This is a genomic window from Pseudoalteromonas prydzensis, assembly GCF_001661495.1.
GTDB lineage: Bacteria > Pseudomonadota > Gammaproteobacteria > Enterobacterales > Alteromonadaceae > Pseudoalteromonas > Pseudoalteromonas prydzensis.
Genome location: NZ_BDDT01000012.1, coordinates 73,443 through 97,626, shown reverse-complemented (window position 1 = coordinate 97,626; position 24,184 = coordinate 73,443). Strand labels below are relative to the sequence as shown.

Sequence of the window (24,184 nt, the reverse complement as noted above, 5' to 3'; positions counted from 1 at the left end):
AGATGTGTGATAGTGATAGTTATTTTTAAACAAAAAAGCCGCGCTTTTCAGCACGGCCTTTTTCGCTTAATTAAAAATTAAGCTTCAGCGATCACGATTACTTTGATAGTAGCCGTTACTTCTGAATGAACTGCGATTGATACGTCAAATTCGCCAGTCTCACGGATAGTACCTAGAGGTAAACGAACTTCTGACTTAGCAACTTCAACACCAACAGCTGAGATAGCGTCAGCGATGTCGCGAGTACCGATAGAACCGAATAACTTACCTTCGTCACCGGCTTTTGATACTAATGTCACTTCAGCTAATGCTTCAAGTTTATCAGCGCGTGCTTGTGCAGCAACTAGCTGTTCAGCGATTTTCGCTTCAAGCTCAGCACGACGTGCGTCAAAAGTTTCAATGTTAGCTTTAGTTGCAGGAACTGCCTTACCTTGTGGGAAAAGGAAGTTACGTGCGAAGCCAGATTTAACTACAACCTGGTCACCTAGGCCACCTAGGTTTGCGATCTTATCTAGTAGAATAACTTGCATGTTTCTACACCTTTTAAAAACGTGTTAATCCGCTGCTTACTTATGTAAGTCAGTGTATGGAAGAAGGGCTAAGTAGCGAGCACGCTTGATAGCAGTTGCTAGCTGGCGCTGGTATTTAGCGCTAGTACCTGTGATACGGCTAGGTACGATTTTGCCACTTTCTGTAACATAGTTTCTAAGAGTAGCTAGATCTTTGTAATCGATTTGTTGTACGCCTTCCGCTTTAAAGCGGCAGAACTTACGACGTCTGAAATAACGTGCCATGAGATAAATTCCTCAAATAATTCTTTCTATATGCTGAGCATGCAAAACCAATTGGCTAAGGCCGTTACGACCTTCGTGACGATTTAAAAAACCGCTCACTTGCAATGCCTGCCCAACGTGCAAATGTTGAGTCTGTTGTTGCATTTGCTTACCACTGGCAACCACCTGAAGCCTGACATAACTATTACGGTTAAGGTCTGCTTCAACTTGCATTGATTTATGTTCTACAACAAAAATACAATGCGGGATACCAGCAGGGCTTTGGCTATATTTGGGTGTTTTACAAACAACTCCAGATAATGTTAGTTGATTCATGTAAGGGTTAAGCTTTTGGCTCATCTTAATAACTCAACTGAACAAGCGCCATGCTTGGACTCAAAACAATTAAGCAGCTGGTGCTTCTTTCTTCTCTTCTCTTACAAGAGGAGATGCTTCAGTTACAGCGTCTTTAGTACGCATAACTAAGTTACGAAGCACTGCATCGTTGTAGCGGAAAGTAGTTTCTAGCTCGCTGATTACTTCAGTAGGTGCTTCAACGTTCATAAGAACATAATGAGCTTTATGAAGCTTGTTGATTGGGTATGCCAATTGACGGCGACCCCAGTCTTCAAGACGGTGGATAGTACCACCAGCTTCAGTGATAGAACCAGTATAACGTTCGATCATACCAGCAACTTGCTCACTCTGATCTGGGTGAACCATGAATACGATTTCGTAATGACGCATGGATATTCCTTACGGTTAATAGAGCCTTCTACCGTTTCAGCCGGTCGGTTTAAGGCAAGGAATTAATATTAATTAGGCCGAAATGAGCGCGCATTTTACGCTTAGTTGGAAAATTAAGCAAGCAGGTATTTTAGCTTTAAGCTTGCGTCGCGTTTCTCTGGCGTAGTACTTCAAACAAACAAATGCCTGTGGCTACAGAAACGTTTAAGCTTGATACCGTGCCCGCCATTGGAATTTTGACTAACACGTCACAATGCTCACGCGTTAAACGGCGCATGCCCTCGCCTTCAGCGCCCATTACAATTGCCATCGGGCCGGTTAGGTTAGCATCGAATACATGCACATCGGTTTCACCCGCAGTGCCAACTACCCACACGCCTGCGTCTTTTATTTCTCGCAAAGTACGCGCAAGGTTAGTCACTTGGATCAGCGGTACGGTTTCAGCTGCGCCACAGGCCACTTTACGTGCCGTGCCATTTAATTTAGCTGACTTATCTTTTGGAACGATAATCGCGTGCACGCCAGCGGCATCAGCACTACGTAAGCAAGCACCTAAGTTGTGCGGATCGGTAATGCCGTCTAAAACCAATAAAAATGGGGTTTCTTCACGGGCAATTATTGCATCCAAATCTTTTTCATTAAAAGTAGGAGCTGCGATCACATTAGCAATAATGCCTTGGTGCTGCTCGCCTTTCGATTTGTTATCAAGGGCTTTACGCTGCATAAATTGTACAGAAATACCAAATTTACGCGCTTCTTCAATAATTGGAGATAAGCGTTTGTCATCACGTCCTTTTAGGGCATAAATTTCAATAAAACGCTCAGGCTCACTTGCGAAAATTGCTTCAACAGAGTGAAAGCCAAAAATTAATTCATTACTCACGTATCACTTGCTCCTGAACTCTTACTTTTCCGGGCATTTTTGCCGGGTCTTTTTGGCTTTTTAACGGCCTTTTTTTTCGGTTTTTTTGCTGTTGTGGTAGTCGTGGTTGCAGCAGCTGACTTCCCTGCTGGTTTCTTTCTACCTCGACTGGCACTGCTTTTTTTTGGCTTTGGCTTACTCTGTTCAGAACGGCCTTTATGCTCAGCAGATGCTGCTTCATCGGTTTTTTTACCTGGTATTTTGCCGCGCTTTAACTGTGAACGAACGCTTGCAGGAGTGTGGCCTTTCGCGTCACTACGCCGGCGAGCATACCTATCTTGTGCTGCATTGCCATCTATCGTTAAGTTAATACGCCGCTCATCTAAGCTTACTGATGCGACCTGAACAGTCACTTTATCGCCTAAACGATATACCTTGCGAGAATGCTCGCCAATTAAGCAATGTTTCGCACCATCATGTTGGAAGTATTCATCGCCAAGGTTTGTCACGTGGATCAAGCCATCTATTTGTAAATCAGCTAAGCGAATAAACAAACCAAAGTTAGTCACCGATGAGATCACTCCTTCAAATTCATCGCCAACATGATCTTGCATATATTCGCACTTGAGCCAATCGGCGACTTCGCGCGTCGCATCATCCGCACGACGTTCGGTGTTTGAACACTGCTCACCCAGCTGGACAACTTCTTCATCACTGTATACATAAGCGCCGGATGTCACCATACCCTGCGCTTTTAAAATACCTTTAATTGCACGATGTACCACTAAATCAGGATAACGACGAATTGGCGAAGTAAAGTGTGCGTATTCACCTAGCGATAAACCAAAGTGACCAATATTCTCCGCTTGATACACTGCCTGTTTCATCGAACGCAGTAACATAGTTTGAATAAGCTCTGCATCGGGACGATCGCCAAGTTTAGCTAATACGTGAGTAATTTCTTTCGGCGTTGGCTCGTCGCTCAGCGTAGATTCAATACCCAGCTCCGAAAGGAACTGCCTAAAGTTCCCCAGTTTTTCGCCATCAGGTTCGGCGTGCACACGGTAAAGTGCACTGGCTTCATGTTTTTCCAGCATTTTGGCTGCAGATACATTAGCCAAAATCATACATTCTTCGATCAGCTTATGCGCATCGTTACGCACCACTGGCACAATTGACTCAATTTTACGCTGGGCGTTAAACACAAAACGTGTTTCGAGTGTTTCAAACTCGATTGCGCCACGCTCTTGGCGGGCTGCTTTTAACGCCATGTACATTTGCTGTAAATCAGTTAAATGCGGCACAACAGCGGCGTACTCGGTACGGAGCTTTTCATCGTTTTGTAAAATGGCGTTTACTTTAGTGTAGGTTAAGCGCGCATGTGAATTCATCACAGCTTCGTAAAAACGATAGCCTGATAATTTACCTTCAGCCGATACCAGCATTTCTGCGACCATACATAAACGGTCTACTTTCGGATTTAATGAACATAAGCCATTGGACAATACTTTTGGCAGCATAGGAATAACTTGCTCAGGGAAATACACTGAGTTACCACGCTCGATTGCCTCGGCATTAAGTGGGGTATTCATTGCTACGTAATGGGATACATCAGCAATTGCGACCCATAATCGCCAACCACCCGATTCAACAGGCTCGCAATACACAGCATCATCAAAATCGCGGGCGTCTTCACCATCAATAGTCACTAGCGGTAAGTCACGTAAATCCACACGATTTTGCTTGTCGGCTTCTTCTACAAATTCACCTAAATGCTCAACTTGCTTTTCAACGGCTTCAGGCCAAACATGCGGAATATCGTGATTACGTAAAGCAACTTCGATTTCCATACCTGGGGCTAAATGCTCACCCAATACATCAATGACTTTACCTACCGCATTCATATTGCGATTAGGGCTTTGAGTGATTTGCACTTGCACCATTTGGTTATGACGTGCACCATTTTCACTGCCTGGTAGAATAATAATATCTTGCGTAATGCGCGGATCTTCCGCCACCACCACGGCAATACCATGCTCAACAAAATAGCGGCCAACAATCGGCGCGCGTTCGCCAGACAACACTTTAATAATACGTGCGTCACACTTACCGCCAGAGCCGCGTTTGGTGCCTTTAGCAAGTACTATGTCACCATGCAATACCATGCTCATTTGATGCTTGGCAATAAACCAGTCTTTACTTTCGCCTTCGACTTCTAAAAAGCCAAACCCGTCACGATGACCGATGACTTTACCTTTAACAAGCCCTGCTTCATCAATTAAGGCGTAGCATTTGAATTTATTAAAGAATAGTTGACCATCGCGCTCCATGGCACGTAAACGGCGCTTAAACGCAATTTGGCGCTCATCATCATTCACTGCTAATTCTTCGCATAATTGATGGAAGTTAGCAGGTTTAGCGCGGCCTTTTAGGTGAGTAAGTATAAACTCACGACTTGGGACAGGGTTTTCGTACTTTTCTTGTTCTCGACTGAGATTAGGATCTTGGTTTGACATTCACTATCTTGTTAGTTGGTTATGTTGTTATTTTAACCCATAACCAATCAATGAGACAGGCAAAAGCTATGAAACTTTTAAGAAAGCGCTTTTACCTGCTTTAAACAGCTTATTACGACGTTATAACCAGCCTTTTTGTTTGGCTATCCGCGCTGCATCTACTCGGTTTATGGCATTTAGTTTAGCAATAGCATCTGATAAGTAATTACGTACCGTGCCCTCGCTTAAATATAACCTTGCGGCAATATCAGTGGTTTTCAACCCTTCGCTTGCGAGTTGCAATGCTTTTCGTTCTTTATCTGTCAGCGGATCAATATCATCTAATGCGTTAATAGCAAGCTCAGGATCAATAACCTTTTGCCCGTGCATTACTTTTTTAAGCGCGCTAATTAATTCATCGCTCGGGGCTTCTTTTAAAATAAAGCCCTTAACGCCAGCACTTAAAGAACGCCTAATATAACCCGCTCGCGAAAAAGTGGTCATAATAACTATTTTTATAGCTGGGTATTTTGATGCAATTTGCTCACTGAGTTCGATGCCGTTCATGCTAGGCATTTCGATATCGGTTAAAATAATATCAGGAAAAGAGTTGCTATCTAGCATGTTTATGGCTGTTAATGCATCTTGCCCGTTACTTGCTTGACCAATTACCTCAATATTAAAATCTAGACTTAATAATGCTGCGATTGCGTCGCGTACAAGCCCCTGATCTTCTACTAAATATACCTTGATCATTGGAAATCCTTCGTAGTTAAAGGCAGCATTACATTTAAACTAAAGTTATTCTCACAGGTAAATGTAGCCTTACCGTCTAGCTGCTCTGCTCGTTCTTTAATGCCATTTAAGCCATTTCCAGGTTTTATTGAGCTACATGGTGCATGATCAACCACATTGATTATTAACTGTTGCTGATTTTGCGTTATGCTAACTATACATTTCTTGGTGCTGCTATGGCGTAGTAAGTTAGTAACAGCTTCCTTAATAATAAGACTTGCGATACCTTCTACTTTCGCAGGTAACGCATTTAACTTGACGTTAAAATCCGCCTCAAAACCTTGTGCGGTTAGCCTTTGTTTCAATTGGGAAATTTGGCTCGCAAGATTGAGCTGTTTTAAATCACTAACAGCACTTCTCACATCACTCAATAGCTGCCTTGCAAGCTCTGCAACTTGGGCAATTTCAGTATTTGCTTGTGTATAACGCTCACCTTGATTTAATTTATTAGCAAGCTCTGCTTTTAAAGCAATTGATGAAAGAGAATGACCTAAAATATCATGTAAATCGCGGGCAATACGTTCGCGTTCAGCAATTGCTGCTAATTGCTCTAATTGCGTGGCGTTTTCTTGTTCGCGGATTTTATATTGCAGCTCTCTTTTTGCTGCTATACCGTAGCTAAATAAGGCAGCACATAAAATTAATGATATGGCGAGAAAGTATTCTACTTTTGCAATATCGCCAATATATGCACTTAATAAAACAGTTAAAATGACCACTAGCGCTGAATAAATTCGTTGCTGTTTACTATATGCATAACCGACAATGTAGGCAACGAAACCAAATAATGTCGGTGTGCCTGAGGTATAAAAAGTAGCACTAAAACAAACTAACAACATAGCAATAACTAACTTAGTAGGGTCGATATCTTGGCAATTTATTGCTTTTACATAGAGCATAATAAAAGCAATATATAAAGCTAAGGACATAAAAATGTTGTTTGCGGTTAAATTTGCAAAGTTAATCATAATTGGCAACAAATAAAAGCCAGTAAAAATTAAATGTCCATACTTCCAAAACCCTTTATCTATTTGCTCAGAAACCGCGTTAAGTGAACTCATACTAATATCCCAAGTGCATCGTTTTATTTATAGTTATGTTTCTACTAAATAACATAAAAACACATAGCAGCATAAAGTAACCGGCGTAAGTAAGACTAAAACTATATATTTCAAAAAAATCGCTGATATATAAACTGATTAAAATTAAAGTATTCATAATTACCTCCAGTTGAATGTGATAACTATGCCAGCCGCTAAAAAAAATAAGAGTGTAAAATGTCATCAACTTTGCTGACATTTGTCATGCTTTAAAAATTTCACCTTATTATGAGCAGTGATAAGATAGTAAAAAATAGCAGAGCGAATTTACATGCAACCCCAACAACAAAGTTTAATTTATTTACATATTGCGGTATTACTTTTTGGTGGCACAGCACTATTTGCCAAATTAATAAATCTCAACGCATTAGATATCACCGTGTACCGCGCAGCCATCGCTGGCCTAGCGATTATGATATTGCTGTTATGGCAAAAGAAAGCGATTAAACTTAAGAGCACTAAAGATTACCTAATTGCATTATTTTTAGGAGCTACTGTAGGCATCCACTGGGTAACTTATTTTGCTGGTATGCAAATGGCTGGCATTGCAGTGGGTATGATTGCGTTTTTTACCTACCCTGTGATCACCGTTTTTATTGAACCTTTTTTTCATGGTAACAAACCTAAAATAAGCGACTTACTCAGTGCGTGCGTAGTAATAACCGGCATTTATTTGCTGATCCCAAGTGCGGATATGGGCAATGATGTTACCTTAGGGGTGATCACAGGTGTTATTTCGGCGTTCTTTTTCGCATTTAGAAATATTGTCCATAAACGCTATTTTAGCCAATATGGCGGGCCACAAACTATGTTTTATCAAACTATGGTGGCAAGTATTTTATTATGTGCTTTTATAGAAGTACCAGTGATTAATGTATCAACCCGCGATATAGGGCTGTTGATCGTTGCAGGTGTAATATTTACCGCAACCCCACACTCTTTATTTGCGGCAAGCTTACAATATCTATCCGCATCAACAGCGGGGCTTATTTCCTGTTTACAGCCTCTGTATGGCACTTTTTTAGCATTTTTACTGCTGCATGAACAACCTTCACTATTAACCCTACTTGGGGGTGCGATGGTGATCAGTGCAGCATTTTATGAAACATGGTCAGTTACTCGGAAACACACATTATGATTAAAGTTTTTGCCCATCGCGGCGCCAGCGGTACTTACCCTGAGAATACCAAAAGTGCGATTACAGCGGCTGTAGACATCGAAGTTGATGGTATTGAAGTCGATGTTCAAAGTTGCTTAGATGATTACATGATCATTCACGATACCTGGCTAGAACGCACCACCAATGGCCATGGTAAAGTAAACAAACTCACCCGAGAGCAAATTCAATGTTTTGATGCTGGTAATAATGAGCGTGTCCCTACCTTACAACAAACCATTGATTGGGTTAATAATAAAACACTATTAAACCTAGAGTTAAAACACACTTTTTCGTTAGATAAGTTTGTTGAGCTGATTGAAGCAAATATTGCAGCTAAAAAGCTGTCACGCGACAACCTTTTAGTCTCTTCGTTTGATCACCATCAACTCATGTGGCTAAAACAACAGTTACCATGGGTGAAAATTGGCGCTTTAACAGCCTCTATTCCTATCAACTATGCAGAATTTGCTCAGCGCTTACATGCTTCAAGTATTCATATTGATAAAAACTTTATTAATCATGAGTTTGTCGCTGACGCAAAGCAACGCAGTTTGGCTGTTTATGCATACACCGTTGATAAACAAGAAGATATAGAAATGATGCTTAATTATGGTGTAGACGGTATTTTTACTAACTACCCATGCAATACGAAAATGATTTTAAATTCACTTTAAATCAGCCGAACTTACTAGCGCCGTTCGTCCTATATTCTTGAATTAAAGTGAATTTGAACGATACTGAGTAAAACTGATGCAACAGCCAAGCGGGCGATTAATGAGTGGGTATATGCGTATTTATAACTTTATTGAACAAAGCTTCTTTTTTACTTTAACGCGTAAAATTATTGGTAACTTAAGCTTTGTTTTTGCTTTTCAAGCTATTACGTTAATTTGGTTATATAAAAGCCTTACTTCACAAAATGCTGATACGCAATTATTCTGGTTGCTTACAGCAATTATAATTACAGGCTTTGCTTTCACTGTGTTTTATATGCGTTTTTTAATTGTTCGCCCGGTTACGGCAATGCGCGATACTTTGGTACAAATTAACAGCCAAGATGCCAACTTAACAGCCAAGCTCCCGCATTTTACCTATGATGAGTTTCGTGAGATTAGCCAGCAATACAATACGTTTACTGATCATCTCAGTCAATTACTCGCGACAACCTACCAAAGTGCACAAGCCAGCGCACAAAGTAACAATCAAGTGACAGTATCAATGCAACAAACGGCGCAATTAAGCGAGCAACAAATCGATTTTAGCCAAACAATTACCGCTGCAAGTAATCAAATAACCGATAGTTTGCAAAGTATCGTTACCAACACCGATAGTGTTCATCAAGTAAATAGTGAGCATGTAAACTTTGTAACTCACTCTGCGCAAGAATTAACTGAACTCGTTGCCCAAGTTAAATCGATTAGCCAGGTGTTAAGCAGTTTCTCAGAGACGATTTCAGGTTTAAAACAAAACAGCGACAATATTCGTAGCATCTTAAAAATGGTGGAAGAGTTTTCAGATCAAACGAACCTGCTGGCACTCAATGCAGCCATCGAAGCCGCTCGGGCTGGTGAAGCTGGTCGTGGTTTTGCTGTTGTAGCCGATGAAGTAAGAACACTATCAGTTAAGGTAAGCGATGCAACTCGTCAGATCAGCGATTTTATCAATCAAATGGATTCACTGGTAAACCAAACAAATAAAGAATCAGAGCAGCTTGTTAGTTATTCCCACAATGCAGAAACCACTATCAGCAATACCTCTCATGGCTTTACTGAGCGATTAATTGAGTTTGAGCATAATCAACAACAATTACAGCAAATTGTCAGTGCAGTGCATTTACTCGAACAAACGCAACATCAAACCCATCAATCAGTTGAGCAGATTGTGGAATTAGGCTCACAAGCTAAGTCACAAATTGATATAGCACTAGCCGACTGCCAGCAATCGCAGCAGTTGAGCAAACAAACTCAACAACAGTTAAAGCGTTTTGTTTAACGTAGCAAGCGTGATATTAATAGCTGAATGTGTTAAATTGCGCAGCGATTTTTTAACCATGATGTGCCCGTGTGACTAGCCTATCCCCTGATTACAAACAACTTGCTTTAGAAATAAAGAAGTGGGCCTTAGAGCTTGGCTTTAGTGAAGCGGGTATTACTGATATTGACTTGAGCAAACATGAAGTTCAGCTACAACGTTGGCTAGACTTAGGCTATCACGGTGAAATGGATTATATGGCCGCCCATGGCATGAAACGCGCTCGCCCCGCCGAGCTGGTACCAGGCACTGTGCGCGTCATTTCGGTTAAAATGAACTACCTCCCCCCAGATGCAAGCTTTGCTAAAACCCTTAAAAATACCGATAAAGCGTATATTAGCCGCTATGCACTTGGCCGTGATTACCACAAACTAATGCGTAATCGAATTAAACAACTTGGTCAAAAAATAGAGCAGCATGTTGATCAATTAGGCTTTCGCCCTTTTGTTGACTCAGCTCCCGTGCTTGAGCGACAACTAGCTGAAAAAGCCGGACTGGGTTGGCAGGGAAAACACAGTTTATTGATCAATAAAGAAGCCGGATCTTGGTTCTTTTTAGGTGAGCTATTTGTTGATATTCCACTGCCTATTGATAAACCCAATGAATTTGAAGGCTGCGGTAAATGTGTTGCTTGCATAACTTTATGCCCTACCGGCGCTATTGTTGAGCCTTATGTAGTAGATGCGCGTAAATGTATCTCTTATTTAACGATTGAGCTGCAAGGCGCTATTCCTGAACAATATCGACCATTACTGGGCAATCGTGTTTATGGTTGTGACGACTGCCAACTGGTCTGCCCGTGGAATCGTTATGGACAAATCACCGATGAAGCTGACTTTCATCCACGCAAGCAATTAAAAGACAAAGACCTACTTGAATTATTTAGCTGGGATGAAGCCACCTTTTTAAAAAATACCGAGGGCAGTCCAATTCGCCGCATTGGCCATGAGCGCTGGCGTCGTAATATCGCCGTAGGTTTAGGTAATGCCCAGTTTAGTCAAACAATTGTTGATGCACTTACCGCTACCCGAGATGATTCAACAGAGTTGGTAAAAGAGCATATTGATTGGGCACTTGAACAGCAACATTCAAAACAAGAAAAATTATTACGAAAAACTGCGCGCTTAATACGTATCGTAGAAAAAGGCCTGCCAAGAGATGCGTAAGTTCACATTTGTTGCTCATCTAGTTTGTGGTAACGGTGTTACTGTTTCAACAAAATAGATAGGTCTTGCTCAATTTCATGAAATGCCGCTTTTACGCCCTTAACAGACTCTTCTCGAGCCACTGAGTTTTGAATCGTTTCATCGACTTTACGATAAATAAACACTTCCTGATCTTCATCAAGTCCCATTGAAGGAATTCTCTCTTCAAGCTCTTCTTGTAGGCGCTTAAATACCGCTTCGTTATTCTTGCGATTGTCATTTAATAGTTCAATTAAGCCATGAAATTTACTATTAATCATAGTGATCGCATCATTTAGCTTAGCTTGTTGGGACTCTAAAGCTGCACGAGTCATAATTGCTCGTAGCTGTTGCTCTGTAACACTGACAATAAAGCAAACATGATCACGAATTCGTCCGTGTTTGTCAGGATCATGATCTGGCATGTTTAAAATCAATAAACTAATCAGTTCATAGTTAACTAAGATCCGATGAGAAAATTCATGCAATCGCCCCTTGTGTTTAAGCATATCAAACAACTCAATTACAATAGGTGAACATGCGCCATTTAAGGCGAAGTGCTGAGGGGCAGCAAGAGGGGTTCTAAACTCAACATTACTTTGTAGATCAAATGATTTTAAACAGTGAACTAAAGCCTCTCCGAGCGCTTTAGTATTATTAATCGTTCCTATATTTTCAATATAATTTACGATTTGTCCCATTTCACTGCTATTTGCCATGGCATTAAATGCTGTGGAAGTAGCATCTTCAACTTGCTGTTCAAGATTCTCTTTATCAATGATCACTTGATTCAAGATCTTCAATTTTGATCTCAGTTCATCGTGACCAAACGGCTTAACAATGTAATCCTCGCCACCGACAGAATACCCTTCCATACGTTCTTCTACTGTGCCTCTGGCTGACACAAACATTACTATAATATGCGCAGTGTTGGGGTTTGCTTTTAGTTTTCGACACACCTCATAGCCGTTCATTTGTGGCATACTCACATCCAGTAAAATAACCTGCGGTGCAAATCCTTCCACTGTAGCGAGGCACTCAGGCCCACTATTAACCATCTTCAACTCAAACTCAAGATCGAGCAATATCTCTTCTATAATTTCTAAATTAAAAGGCTCGTCATCAACAGCTAGTATTCGTGTTAAAGGCATTATAATCATCCATTTTACAATTCATTTTAATAGTTTAGTCGTAAACAATGCACTTACCAGTACGACTAAGTAATTTATTTCACTTAACTGAATTTTTTATTTCAAAAGGCAAAGAGATACGAATAGTAGTCCCTCCGTAACTGTTATTATGAGCAGTAATTTCCCCATCATGTAATGCGACAAACTCACGACATAAAGCCAGGCCCAGCCCAGTTCCACCAGCCCCGCTATTCGTTTTACTACTCTGTACAAATTTTGCAAATACATGTTCAAGTTCATCGTCGGGTATACCGATGCCACTATCGACCACTTCAATAATGACTTGCTCTTGCTGATTAGTTAAAATGACTTCAATGTGACTATGTGGTTCACTGAATTTCAACGCATTTCCTAATATATTGCGCAACAGCTGACTTATTTGTGCTTCATCACAGTCAATAATGACTGGGGATTTTGGTGGTAAAAACCGTACCTCAATTTCTTTTTCCATCGCAGTACCTGATACATCATCAATACTGGTTTTAACAATACTATTAAGATTATGTGGGCGCGGATTAAAAGGAAATTTACCCACATCCAATTTCGATAAGTCGAGTAAATTATTAAGTAATGACAGTAACCGTTCACCACTGCATTCGATCCGCGACAAATATTTTTGTAATTTTTCGACCGCCATATCCCCTTTGCTAAGCTTATCTAAACCAAAACGGGCAAAACTTAAAATTGAATGCATAGGGGTACGCAATTCATGGGACATATTGGCAAGAAATTCTGACTTACTATGGTTTGCTTCTTCAGCAACATTTTTGGCATGCTCTAACTGTGAGGTACGGGCTCTTACTTGCTCTTCAAGCATATCTTTTGCTTCAAGTAATAGATCTTCTTTATGTTTAAGATGCGTAACGTTTTTAAAAATCACCGCCAGAGCAATTTCGCCGTGGTGATCAATCTCATTAAACGAGCCAACTAGCGGTATGCCATCCCCCTCTTCCATTGGCAGATACAGATCACAACTAAATTGCCGATTTTGATTTAACGTCGCGACTTTCCCGCTAATTTTTTCAGCAGAGGAACCATCTAACAAAGTAAACACCGAGCGACCCTGAAGCTCTTTTGCGGATAACCGAAAAAGTTTTGAACAAGCATCATTTGCTTCAATCACTTCGCCATTTCGCGCAAATAGCATGATCGCATCAGGCGTGTGCTTATAAATAACCCGTAGCAAACTATCTTTCTCTATGAGGGCATCAACTGTATCTTGTAAGCGCTCGACCAGCTCAATATTGTGGCGCTTTAATAACTCGGTTTGCCAAAGCTTATGCACCGATTGCAGTAACATATTTTCATTGATGGGCTTTACTAATACGTCTTCAACACCTTGACGAATTGCTTCAATCATTGACACTTGATTTGGCTTAGAGGTGAAAAGTAAACAACGACATTGCGGATGGTGAGCCTTGAGTGTTACATATACTTCGATACCAGAACCATCAGGTAAGCTAAAATCACTGAGTAACAGATCAATTTTATGCCCATGCGATTGACTAACCGCAGAGCTAATACTATTGGCGGTAATGGTTTTGATATGAGCGCCTAACAAACTGCTCGCTACTTTTTCAAGCCGCTCAGGGATATGATCAACCAATAACACTGTGGGTAACTGTAAAGCGCTATCAGCGCCAAGCTCTAACACGCTCTCCAGCAAAGTGCTAATTTCTTTATTTGCGAAGAAGGGGTAAATTACAATCGCATTTGGTACAAGTCGGTTTAGCTCACTAAAAGCAGATAGCTGCTCACTATTTTCAACTTTAGGTGCCAGCAGCAAAATATGTTCGGAGCTTACCTCTGCAACTAATAAACTGGCTATTGCAACTGGTACACCATGTGCAATAGCCACTAAATCGTAAGCGTTAAATGCAGTGCATTCTTTTAGCATTGAAAAATGAATTAATTCGACTTCACAGCCAATTAATTCTAGCAATACCTTGATCCGCATTGCTAAAACACTACTGCTATCAACAATTAATATTTTCCGCACTACCAAGACCACACTTTCATCCACTTAACTTGATAAAAGCGTAGCCTAAGTTTTCTGTATTCACATAATCAAAAAGATTATTTTCCTAGTATAACTAAAAAACACTATTCTAAATGCTTACCCAATATTGTTAAGCTGTAGTGATCACCATCCATTATAGCCACGTTGGGCAACTTTCCCCATTGTTGATATTTAAACGCTTCAAACAGTTTAATACTCGGGATATTGTGGCTAAATATAAAGGCTAGTAACACTTTAATATTGAGTGGCTTGGCTTGTTTTTCTGCAAATTCAAGTAAGTACTTGCCCAGTCCTTGTCCTTGCGCACTGCTAGTAATATAGATACTGATCTCAACAGTGCCATCATAAGCTGGGCGACCATAAAATGATTTATAACTCAACCACGCAACCACTTTGGCATTTTGCTCATACACATAAATAGGGCGCAGCGAAGTATGGCTATCAAACCAACTTTGTTTTTGTGCTACTGTCACCTCTTCAGTATCAGCGGTGACCATTCTGCTGGCAATGGTTTCGTTATAAATTGCAACGATGGCCGATAAATCTTTACTAGTCGCTAATCGAGTTGTCATTAAATTTTTTTGTGGTTATTGATCAATTCATTGCATAGTAACGTATGAGTTACACTCACACTACTGAAAAATAAACGGTAGACTGCTATCCAGGGTGATCAGCCACAACAAGTTAAGGAATCGCTATGTTTAAAAAATTATTACTCTGTACCGCATTATTTAGTAGCAGCATCTATGTCCATGCTGAAACCAGCTCAACGACTGCAACGTCCGAAGCCCAATGCGATGACTTTACCAATGTCAGTATGCGTAAGTTACGCTCTAAAGAAAGCATAAACCTATGCCAATTTAAGAACAAACCTTTATTAATCGTTAATACCGCTAGCAATTGTGGCTTTACTCCGCAATTTGAAGGATTAGAAGCACTTTATCAAAAATATCAAGACCAAGGTTTAGTGATCTTAGGGTTTCCATCGGATGATTTTTTTCAAGAAGAAGATGATGAAAAAGACACCGCAAAAGTGTGCTTTATCAACTATGGTGTAACCTTCCCGATGTTTGCTACCAGCGAAGTACGCGGCAGTGATGCGAATCCTATTTTTAAACATTTAAATGCCGAAACTAGCTCACCCAATTGGAATTTCTATAAATATCTAGTCTCTGCAGATCGTAAACAGGTGACCCGTTTTAACAGCAAAGCCAAACCAGATTCAGACGCTATTGTGAAAGCCGTTGAACAGGCAATTTTAGATATTTAAATTAATACTGGTACAAGGCATTAGTATTAGACTAGAATAACTGAAGGTTTGATTAAAAAAACACCACTTTAAACGGGAGATTTTATGACAGTGGCAAGTGCAAGACACATATTAGTAGACAGCGAAGCGCATTGCTTAGATTTAAAAAGCAAAATTGAGCAAGGTGAAGACTTCGCAGAATTAGCAAAAGTACATTCTAACTGCCCTTCCGGTCAGGATGGTGGCGCGCTAGGTGAATTTGGCCCAGGCATGATGGTTCCTGAATTTGATAAAGTGGTATTTTCAGCACCACTAAATCAAGTGCAAGGTCCAGTACAAACTCAGTTTGGCTACCACTTACTTGAAGTAACCAGCCGCTCAGAATAACGTTAGTTTTATCACTAACCAAAATGAAAGCCGCCTATGCGGCTTTATTTTTATCTTACAGGTAAGCATATGCAATTATTAGGCTCAACAACCTCACCATTTGTGCGCCGCATTCGTATTTGGGCGCTGTTAAATCAATGTAGTCTTGAGTTTATCAACTTAGATATTTTTTCAGACACTGATCGTCAGCTGATGATACAAAATAATCCTGCCCGAAAAATTCCAGTGCTAATCACCCAGCAGCAAACTTTGGCGGATTCAAATAACATCATCCGCTTTTTGCTCGAACAGCACAATCAAACACCTCTGAATTGGCAACAAGAGCATCTGCTAACAATCATTAATGCATGCAATGATTCACTCGTTGAGCTATTACTTTGTCAGCGTTCAGGATTCGATACGCAGGATGATAAATTATTTTTTAATCTACAAAATGAACGCATTGCTGAAACATTAAGCTATTTAAATAACCATTTTGCAGATGCGGAATTTAAAAGCTGTGAATACTTGTGCATCAGTTTATACTGCTTACTTGATTGGATTTGCTTCCGCGAATTAACGGATCTCACAGCACATACTGAGCTAATGGCGTTTTATCATTCATTTGCTCAACACCAAGCAGTGCAACAAACCGATCCACGTAATTAACATTAAGGGTAAACATATGAGTGATATCGAAATAGAATCAGAACTAGTAAGTTTTGTTGAAAAAGTACGTCTAAGTGAGAAACTTTGGGCACTAGGTGCTGAAGATGGCGGTTTTGTGGTTTGTGATTCTAACCAATTTGAAAACACCGATGTGCTGCTCTTATGGGAAAGCGAAGCCTCTGCAAAAGCCCAGTGTAAAGAAGAATGGGCTGATTACAGCCCGCTTGAAATCACCTTAGATGAATTTTTAGATGACTGGGTTGAAGACCTAAAAGAAGATGATGCGCTTGTAGGCCTAAATTGGAACGATGATCAAGTCTGTGTAGAAATTGAACCAGTCGGATTAGCACGCGCATTGAGCGAATAAGCAATATTTAACATTGCTTTACTGCGTTGGTTTATTTCCCAAACACTTGGGTATAAACTAACGCACATATTTACTTTCAGGGTATTACGTTGAAATCCCATCTTGGTCGTCGCCCTTTTTCCGCTATGGAACTACATACGCTTTACCATGGCTATATTTATGGTGATCAACGCCTACCTCGTGAACAAGCAAAACATTGGCACTTTTGGCTGCCATTAATCGCCTATTATAGCGGCGCCTACAGTGACGAAATTGGTCATTTGCAATTGGCTGACATTGTTGAACACCAACAAGTGGTCTGTTTTCACTTTCATACTCACGGTAAAATTAAGGCGCGTATTGTGCCTATTCACCAAGCCTTGTTTGATGCCGGTTTAAATGACTACATCAACTTAGTTAAACAGCAGAACCACACTCGTTTATTGTTTGACTTACCTTCAAAATCAGGTCGTTACAGTGAAAAAGTGCGTATTTGGTTCTCTGGCGAAGGAGAGCGCGCGGGGTACTTACAAAAGTGTGATATCCCCAGCATTGATCAACTCGGTATGAAAACTGCGGTTAGTAGCCTAAGGCTCAACTTTGAACAGCAAATTCGCATTTATGCCATACAGGCAAATAATAAAGATGCCTTTAATTATCTACTTGGCTTTAATGAATATGAACCGCAAGAGTTTAACGAAGTACCGCAGTTAAATTATATCATCCAACAGCTTCGAATCGTTAATCCACAGCTCCACTGGCAGCGCTTTGTACAGCGTCACGCAGTCTGACAAACTTTGTTACTAACTAGCTCATTACTCTTCGATAAAAAACTGCTAGGATAGAAATGACGACGCCAGAGCGCTATTTCTAAAGCTTTGGTACATAACTTCTAACAAGAAAAATCCAGGTGCCCTATGTTTATAAAAAGTCTACTGACTCTGAGTGTGGCCGTTGCCGTCAGTTCAGCCCATGCTAATGAGTTTGTCCTCGAAAAACTCGCCAAACCAAGCTCACAACACGTTTCTTTAACCCTCGACCCTGCTCAAGATAGTTTTTCAGGGATGACCGAGATAGCCCTTGAAGTACTAAAACCAACTCACTATATTGAGCTTAACGGTGTTGACTATGCAACACAAATGGCAAAATTATTAGGTGATGAAAACTGTGTTCTAAGCACTGAGATGCTTAAAACTGGCAAAGTTAAGTTCAGCTGTGAAGAACAAATTCAACCCGGCAAATACACGCTAAAAGTTGATTTTACTGCACCTTATAACCGCCAAAGTGTTGGTTTATATAAAACCTTAGATCAAGGTGTGCCTTACTTATTTACTCAGTTTGAAATGAGCGATGCGCGCCGAGCTTTCCCAGTATTCGATGAGCCAAGCTATAAAATTCCATTTCAACTCACCATTACAGCGCCTAGCTCACAAAAAGTGTATGCCAACACCCCAGAACTAAAAACCACTAAAAATGGTGAAATGACTACCCACTACTTTGATAAGACCCCGCCAATTCCATCGTATTTAGTGGCGATGGCTGTGGGTCCATTTGAAGAGCGTGAAGTCAAAGGCATGCCTATTCCTGGGCGTGTGATCACCCCACAAGGTAAAATTCATTTAGGCGCATATGCCGAGCAAGCAATGCCAAAAGTATTGGCGGCCCTTGAAGATTATTTTGGCATTCCATACGTATATAAAAAGCTAGATTCAGTGGCCGTGCCAGAGTTTCCATTTGGCGCGATGGAAAATGCTGGTTTAGTGACCTACCGTGAAGATATTTTACTGCTTGATTTAGCCACCGCTACACGCAGTAAAAAGCAACGTAATGTGTCAATTATTGCCCACGAGCTTGCTCACCAATGGTACGGTAACTTAGTCACCATGCAATGGTGGAATGACTTATGGCTAAATGAAGCGTTTGCAAGTTGGATGGCGGCAAAAATAACAGCGCAACTAAACCCTGAGTTTGAGTCACATTTAGACCTACCGCAAAATAATGTAATGGCATTAGATGCGCGTTTAAGCACTAAACCAATTCGTAAGCCGATCAAAACTGAAGCTGATATTATGGATGGCTTAGGGCTTGCGTACAGCAAAGGAAGCTCAGTGCTTGCGATGGTTGAAAACTGGATTGGCGAAGAAGCATTCCAACGAGGTATCCAAGCATATTTAAAAGAGTTCTCCTATAAAAATGCTGAAGCGGCTGATTTATGGCAAGCACTCGGTAAAGCATCAAACAAAGATGTAGCAAGCGTATTAAAATCGTTCATCGAACAGTCTTCATTTCCGCTTGTTAAAGTAACTCAGCAAGGTAAAACACTGACGATTGATCAAAGCCGCTTTACAAATGCCGGAGTTGACGCGCCTGCGCAACTTTGGAATGTACCTGTGGCAATTAAATACGGTGCGGGTGACAAAGTTAAAACCGCTAATGTATTACTGAGTAAAGCCAAGCAAACGGTTGAACTTGAGTTTGAGCCAGAGTGGATTTATCCAGATCAAGGCGCTTTGGGTTATTACCGCTGGGTAATGGATGATAAACAGTTTGCTTCATTAATTGATCATGCAGCCGAATCACTCAGCGTACGTGAGCGTTTAGCGCTTCTGTCAGCTGCTGATGCATTATTAGATGCCGGTGTTATTTCAGCAGCCCATTTAATGCAGACCCTAGAAGTATTCGTTAGCGATAAACATCCTCGCGTTGCCAACACTGCGCTGGGCTATTTAGCTGCACAAAAACGTACTTTTGAAGATGAAAGCAACCAAGACCTATGGCCTGAGTTTATTCGTAAAAGCATCATGCCTGCAGCAAAACAGTATGGTTTAACTGCAAAAGTAGATGAAGATGCGGCAATCTCGCAATTACGTACGCAAGTAGTGACACGTTTAGGCTTTGATGGTGAAGACAAAAGCGTTATAAACACCGCCAAAGCACAAGCGCGAGTTTACTTAAATAATCCTGAAAAAGTTGATCCATATTTAGCGTCAACTTACTTAAACTTAGCGGCATTTCATGGTGACCAAAACTTACTTGATGCCTATATAAATACCTTTAAAACCACTAAAGATCCGCAAGTGCGCACTAAAATGCTCGAGGCTATGAGTTACTTTGGTAAAGCAGAATTGCAAACTAAGGTATTAAATTACAGCTTAACTGACGACGTCACGGCATCTGACATGCGTACGATCATGTCAGGTCAGATGTATAGCAAACCTCGTGAAAGCTTATTTATCAATTGGGTATATGAGAATTACGATAAAGTAGCGGCCAACTTGCCACCATTCTTTGTGCCTAATCTGCCTTACTTTACAACCTCAGGTTGTAGCGCTAGCAGCTTAGCAAAAACACAAAGCTTCTTTATGAGTAAAATTGCTGACGAACCAGGTTATGCGCGTACATTAAGCAAACTTGAAGAAAGCGTGAATAATTGTATTTCACTTAAGGAACGTGAATTAGATTCTGTTAATAGCTTCTTAAAACGTTAATTTGTACGGCAAGCCAGTGACTTGCCGTTTTTTATATTGCTTAACTGTAACCTAGCCGTTGATAATCTTAATCAGCGATGTGATAAAGTCTTTAGCGCCTTCAACGCTAGTCATCTTAAAACCAATACCATAATGAATTGGGTTGGTGCTTTTAAATATACGAGTTGGAAAGCGAGTCATTTCACTACTATGAAAAAAACCAGCGATACGGCTAACGCCTTCTATTTTATTAAAATCATCACTAAAAACTTCTAAAGCAGGACGAAGTACTAACTTAGCTTGCCCCCCTTCTATATGCAAATAAATAGCTTCTTTTGATTTAGGTAACATGTATTCAGTGATATTTTTAATTTTAAAATTACTGCGGCACTCTGATGCTATTAGTTGCTCATTGATTTGCTCTGGACTAGCTGACATGGTTATCCTTATTTCTCATTAGGCTGTTAGCTGTAAACTACAGTACAGCTAAGTTCTTGCAAAGTTTTATCTTATTTAGCGCATACAAAGGCAAGCTGGTCATTCAAATAACTCATACGGGTAATATTACTATCGCAGTAAGGCGTTAAATCAAGCCACAGTGAAACCTGTTCTGGATTATTTAACTGACGTTGGTAAACACGATTATCTACAGCATAAATAACCGTATTAGTATCTTTAAATGCGTAATCTTGTACATGCTGCGGTAAACGAAACAAATCAGTAACGGTATTCTCTTGCGGATCATAACTGGCTAACCAGTGCTGTTGTGCTTTGTTATAACTAAATGTATAGGCAGCTAATGCATGATTATATGTCAACGTACGGCCAATATGCTCAGCAACCACTTTCGGCTTCGCTGCAGCTACCTGAGTATATTGTAAGGTATGAGGTTCACCTAAAATAAACATTACCATGTCATTTTTAGCTCCCCAAGCATGGTAACCAACCGGCTCTACCCACTCAAAAATACGACTCGGTGTTATGTTATGATCAAACGGGTATTGCCATAATTTTTGCTTTCCATCAGCCTCAACCACGATTGCTGAAAGTGCATTACCAGTTGGGGTTAACGTTGGCGAGTATTCACTGACAGGTGTATTTGTTATGTCTACAACTTGCTGATTGCTAAAATCATAAAAAGCCAGATCGGTTTGGCTTTGCCCATCAGTAAGCACTTCTTTAGTGAAATAAATACCGCTTTGAGTAAGTAACGGTTGGTTATTATAAACATCATTATTAGTTATACGGCTTACTTGTAACCCGTATTCCGTGTTAAGTTTAGCAAGCAGAATTTCGCTCTTTGGCATCGCAGCCAAAGCCGTATGAGGGATAGTAACAAGAGTGGCAACTAGACTTAACCATGGTGAAATCAATTTCATATCATTCTCTAATTATTTTTATCGAGCATATAATAGCGCTATTTTATGGTTATACCCAACGATATGTCACTTGACCTACCCCCTCACTTCGCCTTATAACTACAGAGCTACTTAAAACGAGAACAATTATGTCAGCTAAACATCCTATTATTGCGATCACTGGTTCATCTGGTGCAGGTACTACCACCACGACAAGTGCTATTAAGCATATATTTCGTAGTCTTAATATTGAGGCCGCATTTATAGAAGGCGACAGCTTTCATCGCTATACTCGCCCTGAGATGGATAAAAAAGTTCGCGAAGCACAACAAGAAGGAAAGCACATAAGTTACTTTGGTCGTGAAGCGAATGACTTTGGCGCGCTTGAAAGCTTATTTAGCACTTATGGCGATACCGGCGCTGGTAAGTTACGTCGTTATTTGCACACTTTTGATGAAGCCGTACCATATAATCAACTACCTGGTACCTTTACACCATGGCAAGAATTAGAAGCAAGTACTGATATCTTATTCTACGAAGGACTGCATGGCGGCGTTGTCGATGAAGATCATGATGTCGCAAAACATGTCGACTTACTCATTGGCATGGTGCCAATTATTAACCTTGAGTGGATCCAAAAGCTGATCCGTGACACCTCTGAACGTGGTCACTCTCGAGAAGCCGTAATGGGCTCAATAGTGCGCAGTATGGATGATTACATTAATCATATTACGCCACAGTTCTCACGCACGCATATAAACTTTCAACGTGTACCAACAGTTGATACGTCTAATCCATTTAGCGCCAAAGATATTCCGTCCCTTGATGAAAGCTTTGTGGTTATTCGCTTTCGTGGTATAGATGACGTCGACTTCCCGTATTACCTACGTATGATTGAAGGCAGCTTTATGTCGCGGATCAACACCTTGGTGGTTCCAGGCGGAAAAATGGGACTCGCCATGGAGTTAGTACTAACCCCTCTTATCAAAGATATTATTCTTAAAAAGCGCGCACTTGCTGAATTAGCCCCAGTTGACTTGCCTATTTAAGAAATACCCTTGCTGAAATACATAGCTTATGTAAACTGCTGACTTCATCATAAAAGGAGATGTCAGCATGACAGAGACATTACGCATTCTCGTCGGTTCCAAAAATCCGGTAAAAATAAATGCTGCCCGCAGTATTTTCTCCCTCTATTACCCTGCTATGACCATTGATTGCCAAGGGGTTGATGCCCCTTCTCAAGTACCAGATCAGCCTATCGGTGAAGACGAAACCCGTATTGGCGCAGAAAACCGTGTACTGTATTGCCAACAGTATCACCAAGCCGATTTTTACGTAGCAATGGAAGGTGGTGCTGAGCAGTTTAGTTATGGCCCTGCAACCTTTGCATTTGTGGTGATTGCCAATAACCAGCAGCGCGTAATTGGCCGCAGCAGTAACCTGCCTTTACCACTAAGTCTGTATAACGCGTTATTACAAGGTAAAGAGCTTGGTGATGTGATGGATAATGCATTTAATACCAGCAACATCAAACAGCAAGGTGGAGCAATAGGCTTATTAACCAATCACCATGCTACCCGCGAAAGTACCTACACCCAAGCACTCACACTTGCCATGGCGCCTTTTTTGCACCCTGCACTTTATGCTAAGGAAGTTTAATGAAGTATACCCATGTACTATTTGACGCCGATGAAACCTTATTCAGCTTCAATGCCTATGCAGGCTTAAAAAGAATGTTCACCAATTACGCCGTGGACTTTACAGAAAGTGATTACCAGCATTATCAACTAACCAATAAATCACTGTGGCTTGCCTATCAAGACAATAAAATAACAGCGTCGCACTTACAAATAACTCGCTTTAGCGAGTGGGCTGCTAAACTAGGGGTCCCCGCACAACAGCTCAATGATGATTTTTTAACTGCCATGGCTGAAATCTGCCAGCCTTTACCAGGCGCTGTAGAGCTGCTGACAAAGCTAAAACCTCATGCAAAGCTTGGTATCATTACTAATGGTTTTACCCAGCTACAAGCTCGTCGCTTAGCGCACACGGGGTTAAAAGATATGTTTGATTGGCTGGTAATCTCAGAGCAAGTAGGGATAGCAAAACCTGCGCTAGAAATTTTTCAGCATACATTTGATTTGATGGGTAACCCAGATAAAGCAAAAATTTTAATGGTTGGTGATACTGCAAGCAGCGATATACTCGGTGCACAAAATGCAGGTATTGATAGCTGTTGGTTACAGCACCCTAATGTAGAGTTACCTGCGGGTATAAAACCAACCTACCAAGTAACTGAACTAGTGCAATTGCAAAGGCTTTTAGGCTTGTAGAAAAAGCAAAAAAAATGACGCTGGTTAGCGTCATTTT

Annotated in this window: 26 protein-coding genes; 13 read left to right on the top strand and 13 right to left on the bottom strand. The window is 40.8% G+C overall.

Features of this window, described 5'->3' with window-relative positions; all coding sequences use genetic code 11:
- Positions 1-77: 77 nt before the first annotated feature.
- The 8 genes from rplI to A7968_RS17645 all read right to left on the bottom strand — a co-directional run bounded on the left by rplI (position 78) and on the right by A7968_RS17645 (position 6,733).
- A complete protein-coding gene (gene rplI, locus A7968_RS17680) occupies positions 78-530 on the bottom strand; it encodes a 50S ribosomal protein L9 (RefSeq protein ID WP_064667889.1) in 453 nt (150 codons plus the stop codon).
- 36 nt (positions 531-566) lie between these two features.
- The gene (rpsR, locus tag A7968_RS17675; protein ID WP_002962753.1) at positions 567-794 is read right to left on the bottom strand and encodes a 30S ribosomal protein S18; all 228 of its coding nucleotides are present in this window, start codon (positions 792-794) and stop codon (positions 567-569) included.
- A gap of 12 nt (positions 795-806) precedes the next feature.
- On the bottom strand, positions 807-1,109 hold the full coding sequence (gene priB / locus A7968_RS17670) for a primosomal replication protein N (RefSeq protein WP_064667932.1): 303 nt from the start codon (positions 1,107-1,109) through the stop codon (positions 807-809).
- Between the two features lie 69 nt (positions 1,110-1,178).
- A complete protein-coding gene (gene rpsF, locus A7968_RS17665; RefSeq protein WP_016709443.1) occupies positions 1,179-1,520 on the bottom strand; it encodes a 30S ribosomal protein S6 in 342 nt (113 codons plus the stop codon).
- 136 nt (positions 1,521-1,656) lie between these two features.
- Positions 1,657-2,403 carry a 23S rRNA (guanosine(2251)-2'-O)-methyltransferase RlmB gene (rlmB, locus tag A7968_RS17660; RefSeq protein WP_064667888.1) on the bottom strand — a complete coding sequence of 249 codons (747 nt, stop codon included), beginning with the start codon at positions 2,401-2,403 and terminating at the stop codon, positions 1,657-1,659.
- A complete protein-coding gene (gene rnr / locus A7968_RS17655; RefSeq protein ID WP_064667887.1) occupies positions 2,400-4,898 on the bottom strand; it encodes a ribonuclease R in 2,499 nt (832 codons plus the stop codon). Before rnr ends, rlmB begins: the two co-directional genes overlap by 4 nt.
- Before the next feature lie 120 nt (positions 4,899-5,018).
- The gene (locus A7968_RS17650) at positions 5,019-5,633 is read right to left on the bottom strand and encodes a response regulator transcription factor (protein ID WP_064667886.1); all 615 of its coding nucleotides are present in this window, start codon (positions 5,631-5,633) and stop codon (positions 5,019-5,021) included.
- Complete coding sequence (locus tag A7968_RS17645) at positions 5,630-6,733, bottom strand: sensor histidine kinase (protein ID WP_064667885.1); 1,104 nt, start codon at positions 6,731-6,733, stop codon at positions 5,630-5,632. The genes A7968_RS17650 and A7968_RS17645 overlap by 4 nt, the downstream gene beginning before the upstream one ends.
- A 310-nt stretch (positions 6,734-7,043) precedes the next feature.
- Between A7968_RS17645 and A7968_RS17635 the strand changes: the two genes are divergently transcribed.
- The 4 genes from A7968_RS17635 (at position 7,044) to queG (ending at position 11,128) form a co-directional block, all read left to right on the top strand.
- Positions 7,044-7,910 (top strand): DMT family transporter, encoded by an 867-nt coding sequence (locus A7968_RS17635; RefSeq protein WP_064667883.1) that lies wholly within the window; start codon positions 7,044-7,046, stop codon positions 7,908-7,910.
- The gene (locus A7968_RS17630) at positions 7,907-8,605 is read left to right on the top strand and encodes a glycerophosphodiester phosphodiesterase (RefSeq protein ID WP_064667882.1); all 699 of its coding nucleotides are present in this window, start codon (positions 7,907-7,909) and stop codon (positions 8,603-8,605) included. Before A7968_RS17635 ends, A7968_RS17630 begins: the two co-directional genes overlap by 4 nt.
- Positions 8,606-8,705: 100 nt before the next feature.
- A complete protein-coding gene (locus A7968_RS17625) occupies positions 8,706-9,923 on the top strand; it encodes a methyl-accepting chemotaxis protein (RefSeq protein WP_064667881.1) in 1,218 nt (405 codons plus the stop codon).
- Between the two features lie 71 nt (positions 9,924-9,994).
- Positions 9,995-11,128: a tRNA epoxyqueuosine(34) reductase QueG gene (gene queG, locus A7968_RS17620; RefSeq protein WP_064667880.1), complete on the top strand. Its 1,134-nt coding sequence runs from the start codon at positions 9,995-9,997 to the stop codon at positions 11,126-11,128.
- Between the two features lie 38 nt (positions 11,129-11,166).
- Here the strand turns inward: queG and A7968_RS17615 are convergent, their stop codons facing one another.
- From A7968_RS17615 to A7968_RS17605, 3 genes are all read right to left on the bottom strand, one after another.
- Positions 11,167-12,297, bottom strand: coding sequence for a response regulator (locus A7968_RS17615; protein WP_064667879.1), 1,131 nt, complete (start codon positions 12,295-12,297; stop codon positions 11,167-11,169).
- A gap of 79 nt (positions 12,298-12,376) precedes the next feature.
- A complete protein-coding gene (locus A7968_RS17610) occupies positions 12,377-14,293 on the bottom strand; it encodes a hybrid sensor histidine kinase/response regulator (protein ID WP_064667931.1) in 1,917 nt (638 codons plus the stop codon).
- A 146-nt stretch (positions 14,294-14,439) separates the two neighbouring features.
- Entirely contained in the window at positions 14,440-14,928 is a 489-nt protein-coding gene (locus tag A7968_RS17605; protein WP_064667878.1) for a GNAT family N-acetyltransferase, read from the bottom strand.
- A 125-nt stretch (positions 14,929-15,053) separates the two neighbouring features.
- Between A7968_RS17605 and A7968_RS17600 the strand changes: the two genes are divergently transcribed.
- The 6 genes from A7968_RS17600 (at position 15,054) to A7968_RS17575 (ending at position 20,474) form a co-directional block, all read left to right on the top strand.
- Entirely contained in the window at positions 15,054-15,626 is a 573-nt protein-coding gene (locus A7968_RS17600; protein ID WP_064667877.1) for a glutathione peroxidase, read from the top strand.
- Between the two features lie 84 nt (positions 15,627-15,710).
- Positions 15,711-15,992: a peptidylprolyl isomerase gene (locus tag A7968_RS17595; RefSeq protein WP_064667876.1), complete on the top strand. Its 282-nt coding sequence runs from the start codon at positions 15,711-15,713 to the stop codon at positions 15,990-15,992.
- Between the two features lie 69 nt (positions 15,993-16,061).
- Positions 16,062-16,640 (top strand): glutathione S-transferase family protein, encoded by a 579-nt coding sequence (locus tag A7968_RS17590; protein WP_064667875.1) that lies wholly within the window; start codon positions 16,062-16,064, stop codon positions 16,638-16,640.
- Positions 16,641-16,656: 16 nt separating this feature from the next.
- Positions 16,657-17,007, top strand: a complete 351-nt coding sequence (locus A7968_RS17585) for a DUF2750 domain-containing protein (RefSeq protein WP_064667874.1) — start codon at positions 16,657-16,659, stop codon at positions 17,005-17,007.
- Positions 17,008-17,096: 89 nt separating this feature from the next.
- Complete coding sequence (locus A7968_RS17580; protein WP_064667873.1) at positions 17,097-17,777, top strand: site-specific integrase; 681 nt, start codon at positions 17,097-17,099, stop codon at positions 17,775-17,777.
- Positions 17,778-17,903: 126 nt separating this feature from the next.
- Complete coding sequence (locus tag A7968_RS17575; protein WP_064667872.1) at positions 17,904-20,474, top strand: M1 family metallopeptidase; 2,571 nt, start codon at positions 17,904-17,906, stop codon at positions 20,472-20,474.
- 51 nt (positions 20,475-20,525) lie between these two features.
- On the opposite strand, the gene A7968_RS17570 is transcribed toward A7968_RS17575, so the two are convergent.
- Complete coding sequence (locus A7968_RS17570) at positions 20,526-20,891, bottom strand: hypothetical protein (protein WP_064667871.1); 366 nt, start codon at positions 20,889-20,891, stop codon at positions 20,526-20,528.
- A 71-nt stretch (positions 20,892-20,962) separates the two neighbouring features.
- Entirely contained in the window at positions 20,963-21,832 is an 870-nt protein-coding gene (locus A7968_RS17565; RefSeq protein WP_064667870.1) for a TolB-like translocation protein, read from the bottom strand.
- A gap of 128 nt (positions 21,833-21,960) precedes the next feature.
- Here A7968_RS17565 and A7968_RS17560 point away from each other — a divergent pair, with 128 nt between their 5' ends.
- The 3 genes from A7968_RS17560 to yjjG all read left to right on the top strand — a co-directional run bounded on the left by A7968_RS17560 (position 21,961) and on the right by yjjG (position 24,147).
- Positions 21,961-22,860: a phosphoribulokinase gene (locus tag A7968_RS17560; RefSeq protein WP_016709467.1), complete on the top strand. Its 900-nt coding sequence runs from the start codon at positions 21,961-21,963 to the stop codon at positions 22,858-22,860.
- Between the two features lie 67 nt (positions 22,861-22,927).
- Complete coding sequence (yjjX, locus tag A7968_RS17555; protein WP_064667869.1) at positions 22,928-23,473, top strand: inosine/xanthosine triphosphatase; 546 nt, start codon at positions 22,928-22,930, stop codon at positions 23,471-23,473.
- Positions 23,473-24,147, top strand: a complete 675-nt coding sequence (gene yjjG, locus A7968_RS17550) for a pyrimidine 5'-nucleotidase (RefSeq protein ID WP_064667868.1) — start codon at positions 23,473-23,475, stop codon at positions 24,145-24,147. Before yjjX ends, yjjG begins: the two co-directional genes overlap by 1 nt.
- Positions 24,148-24,184: the final 37 nt, after the last annotated feature.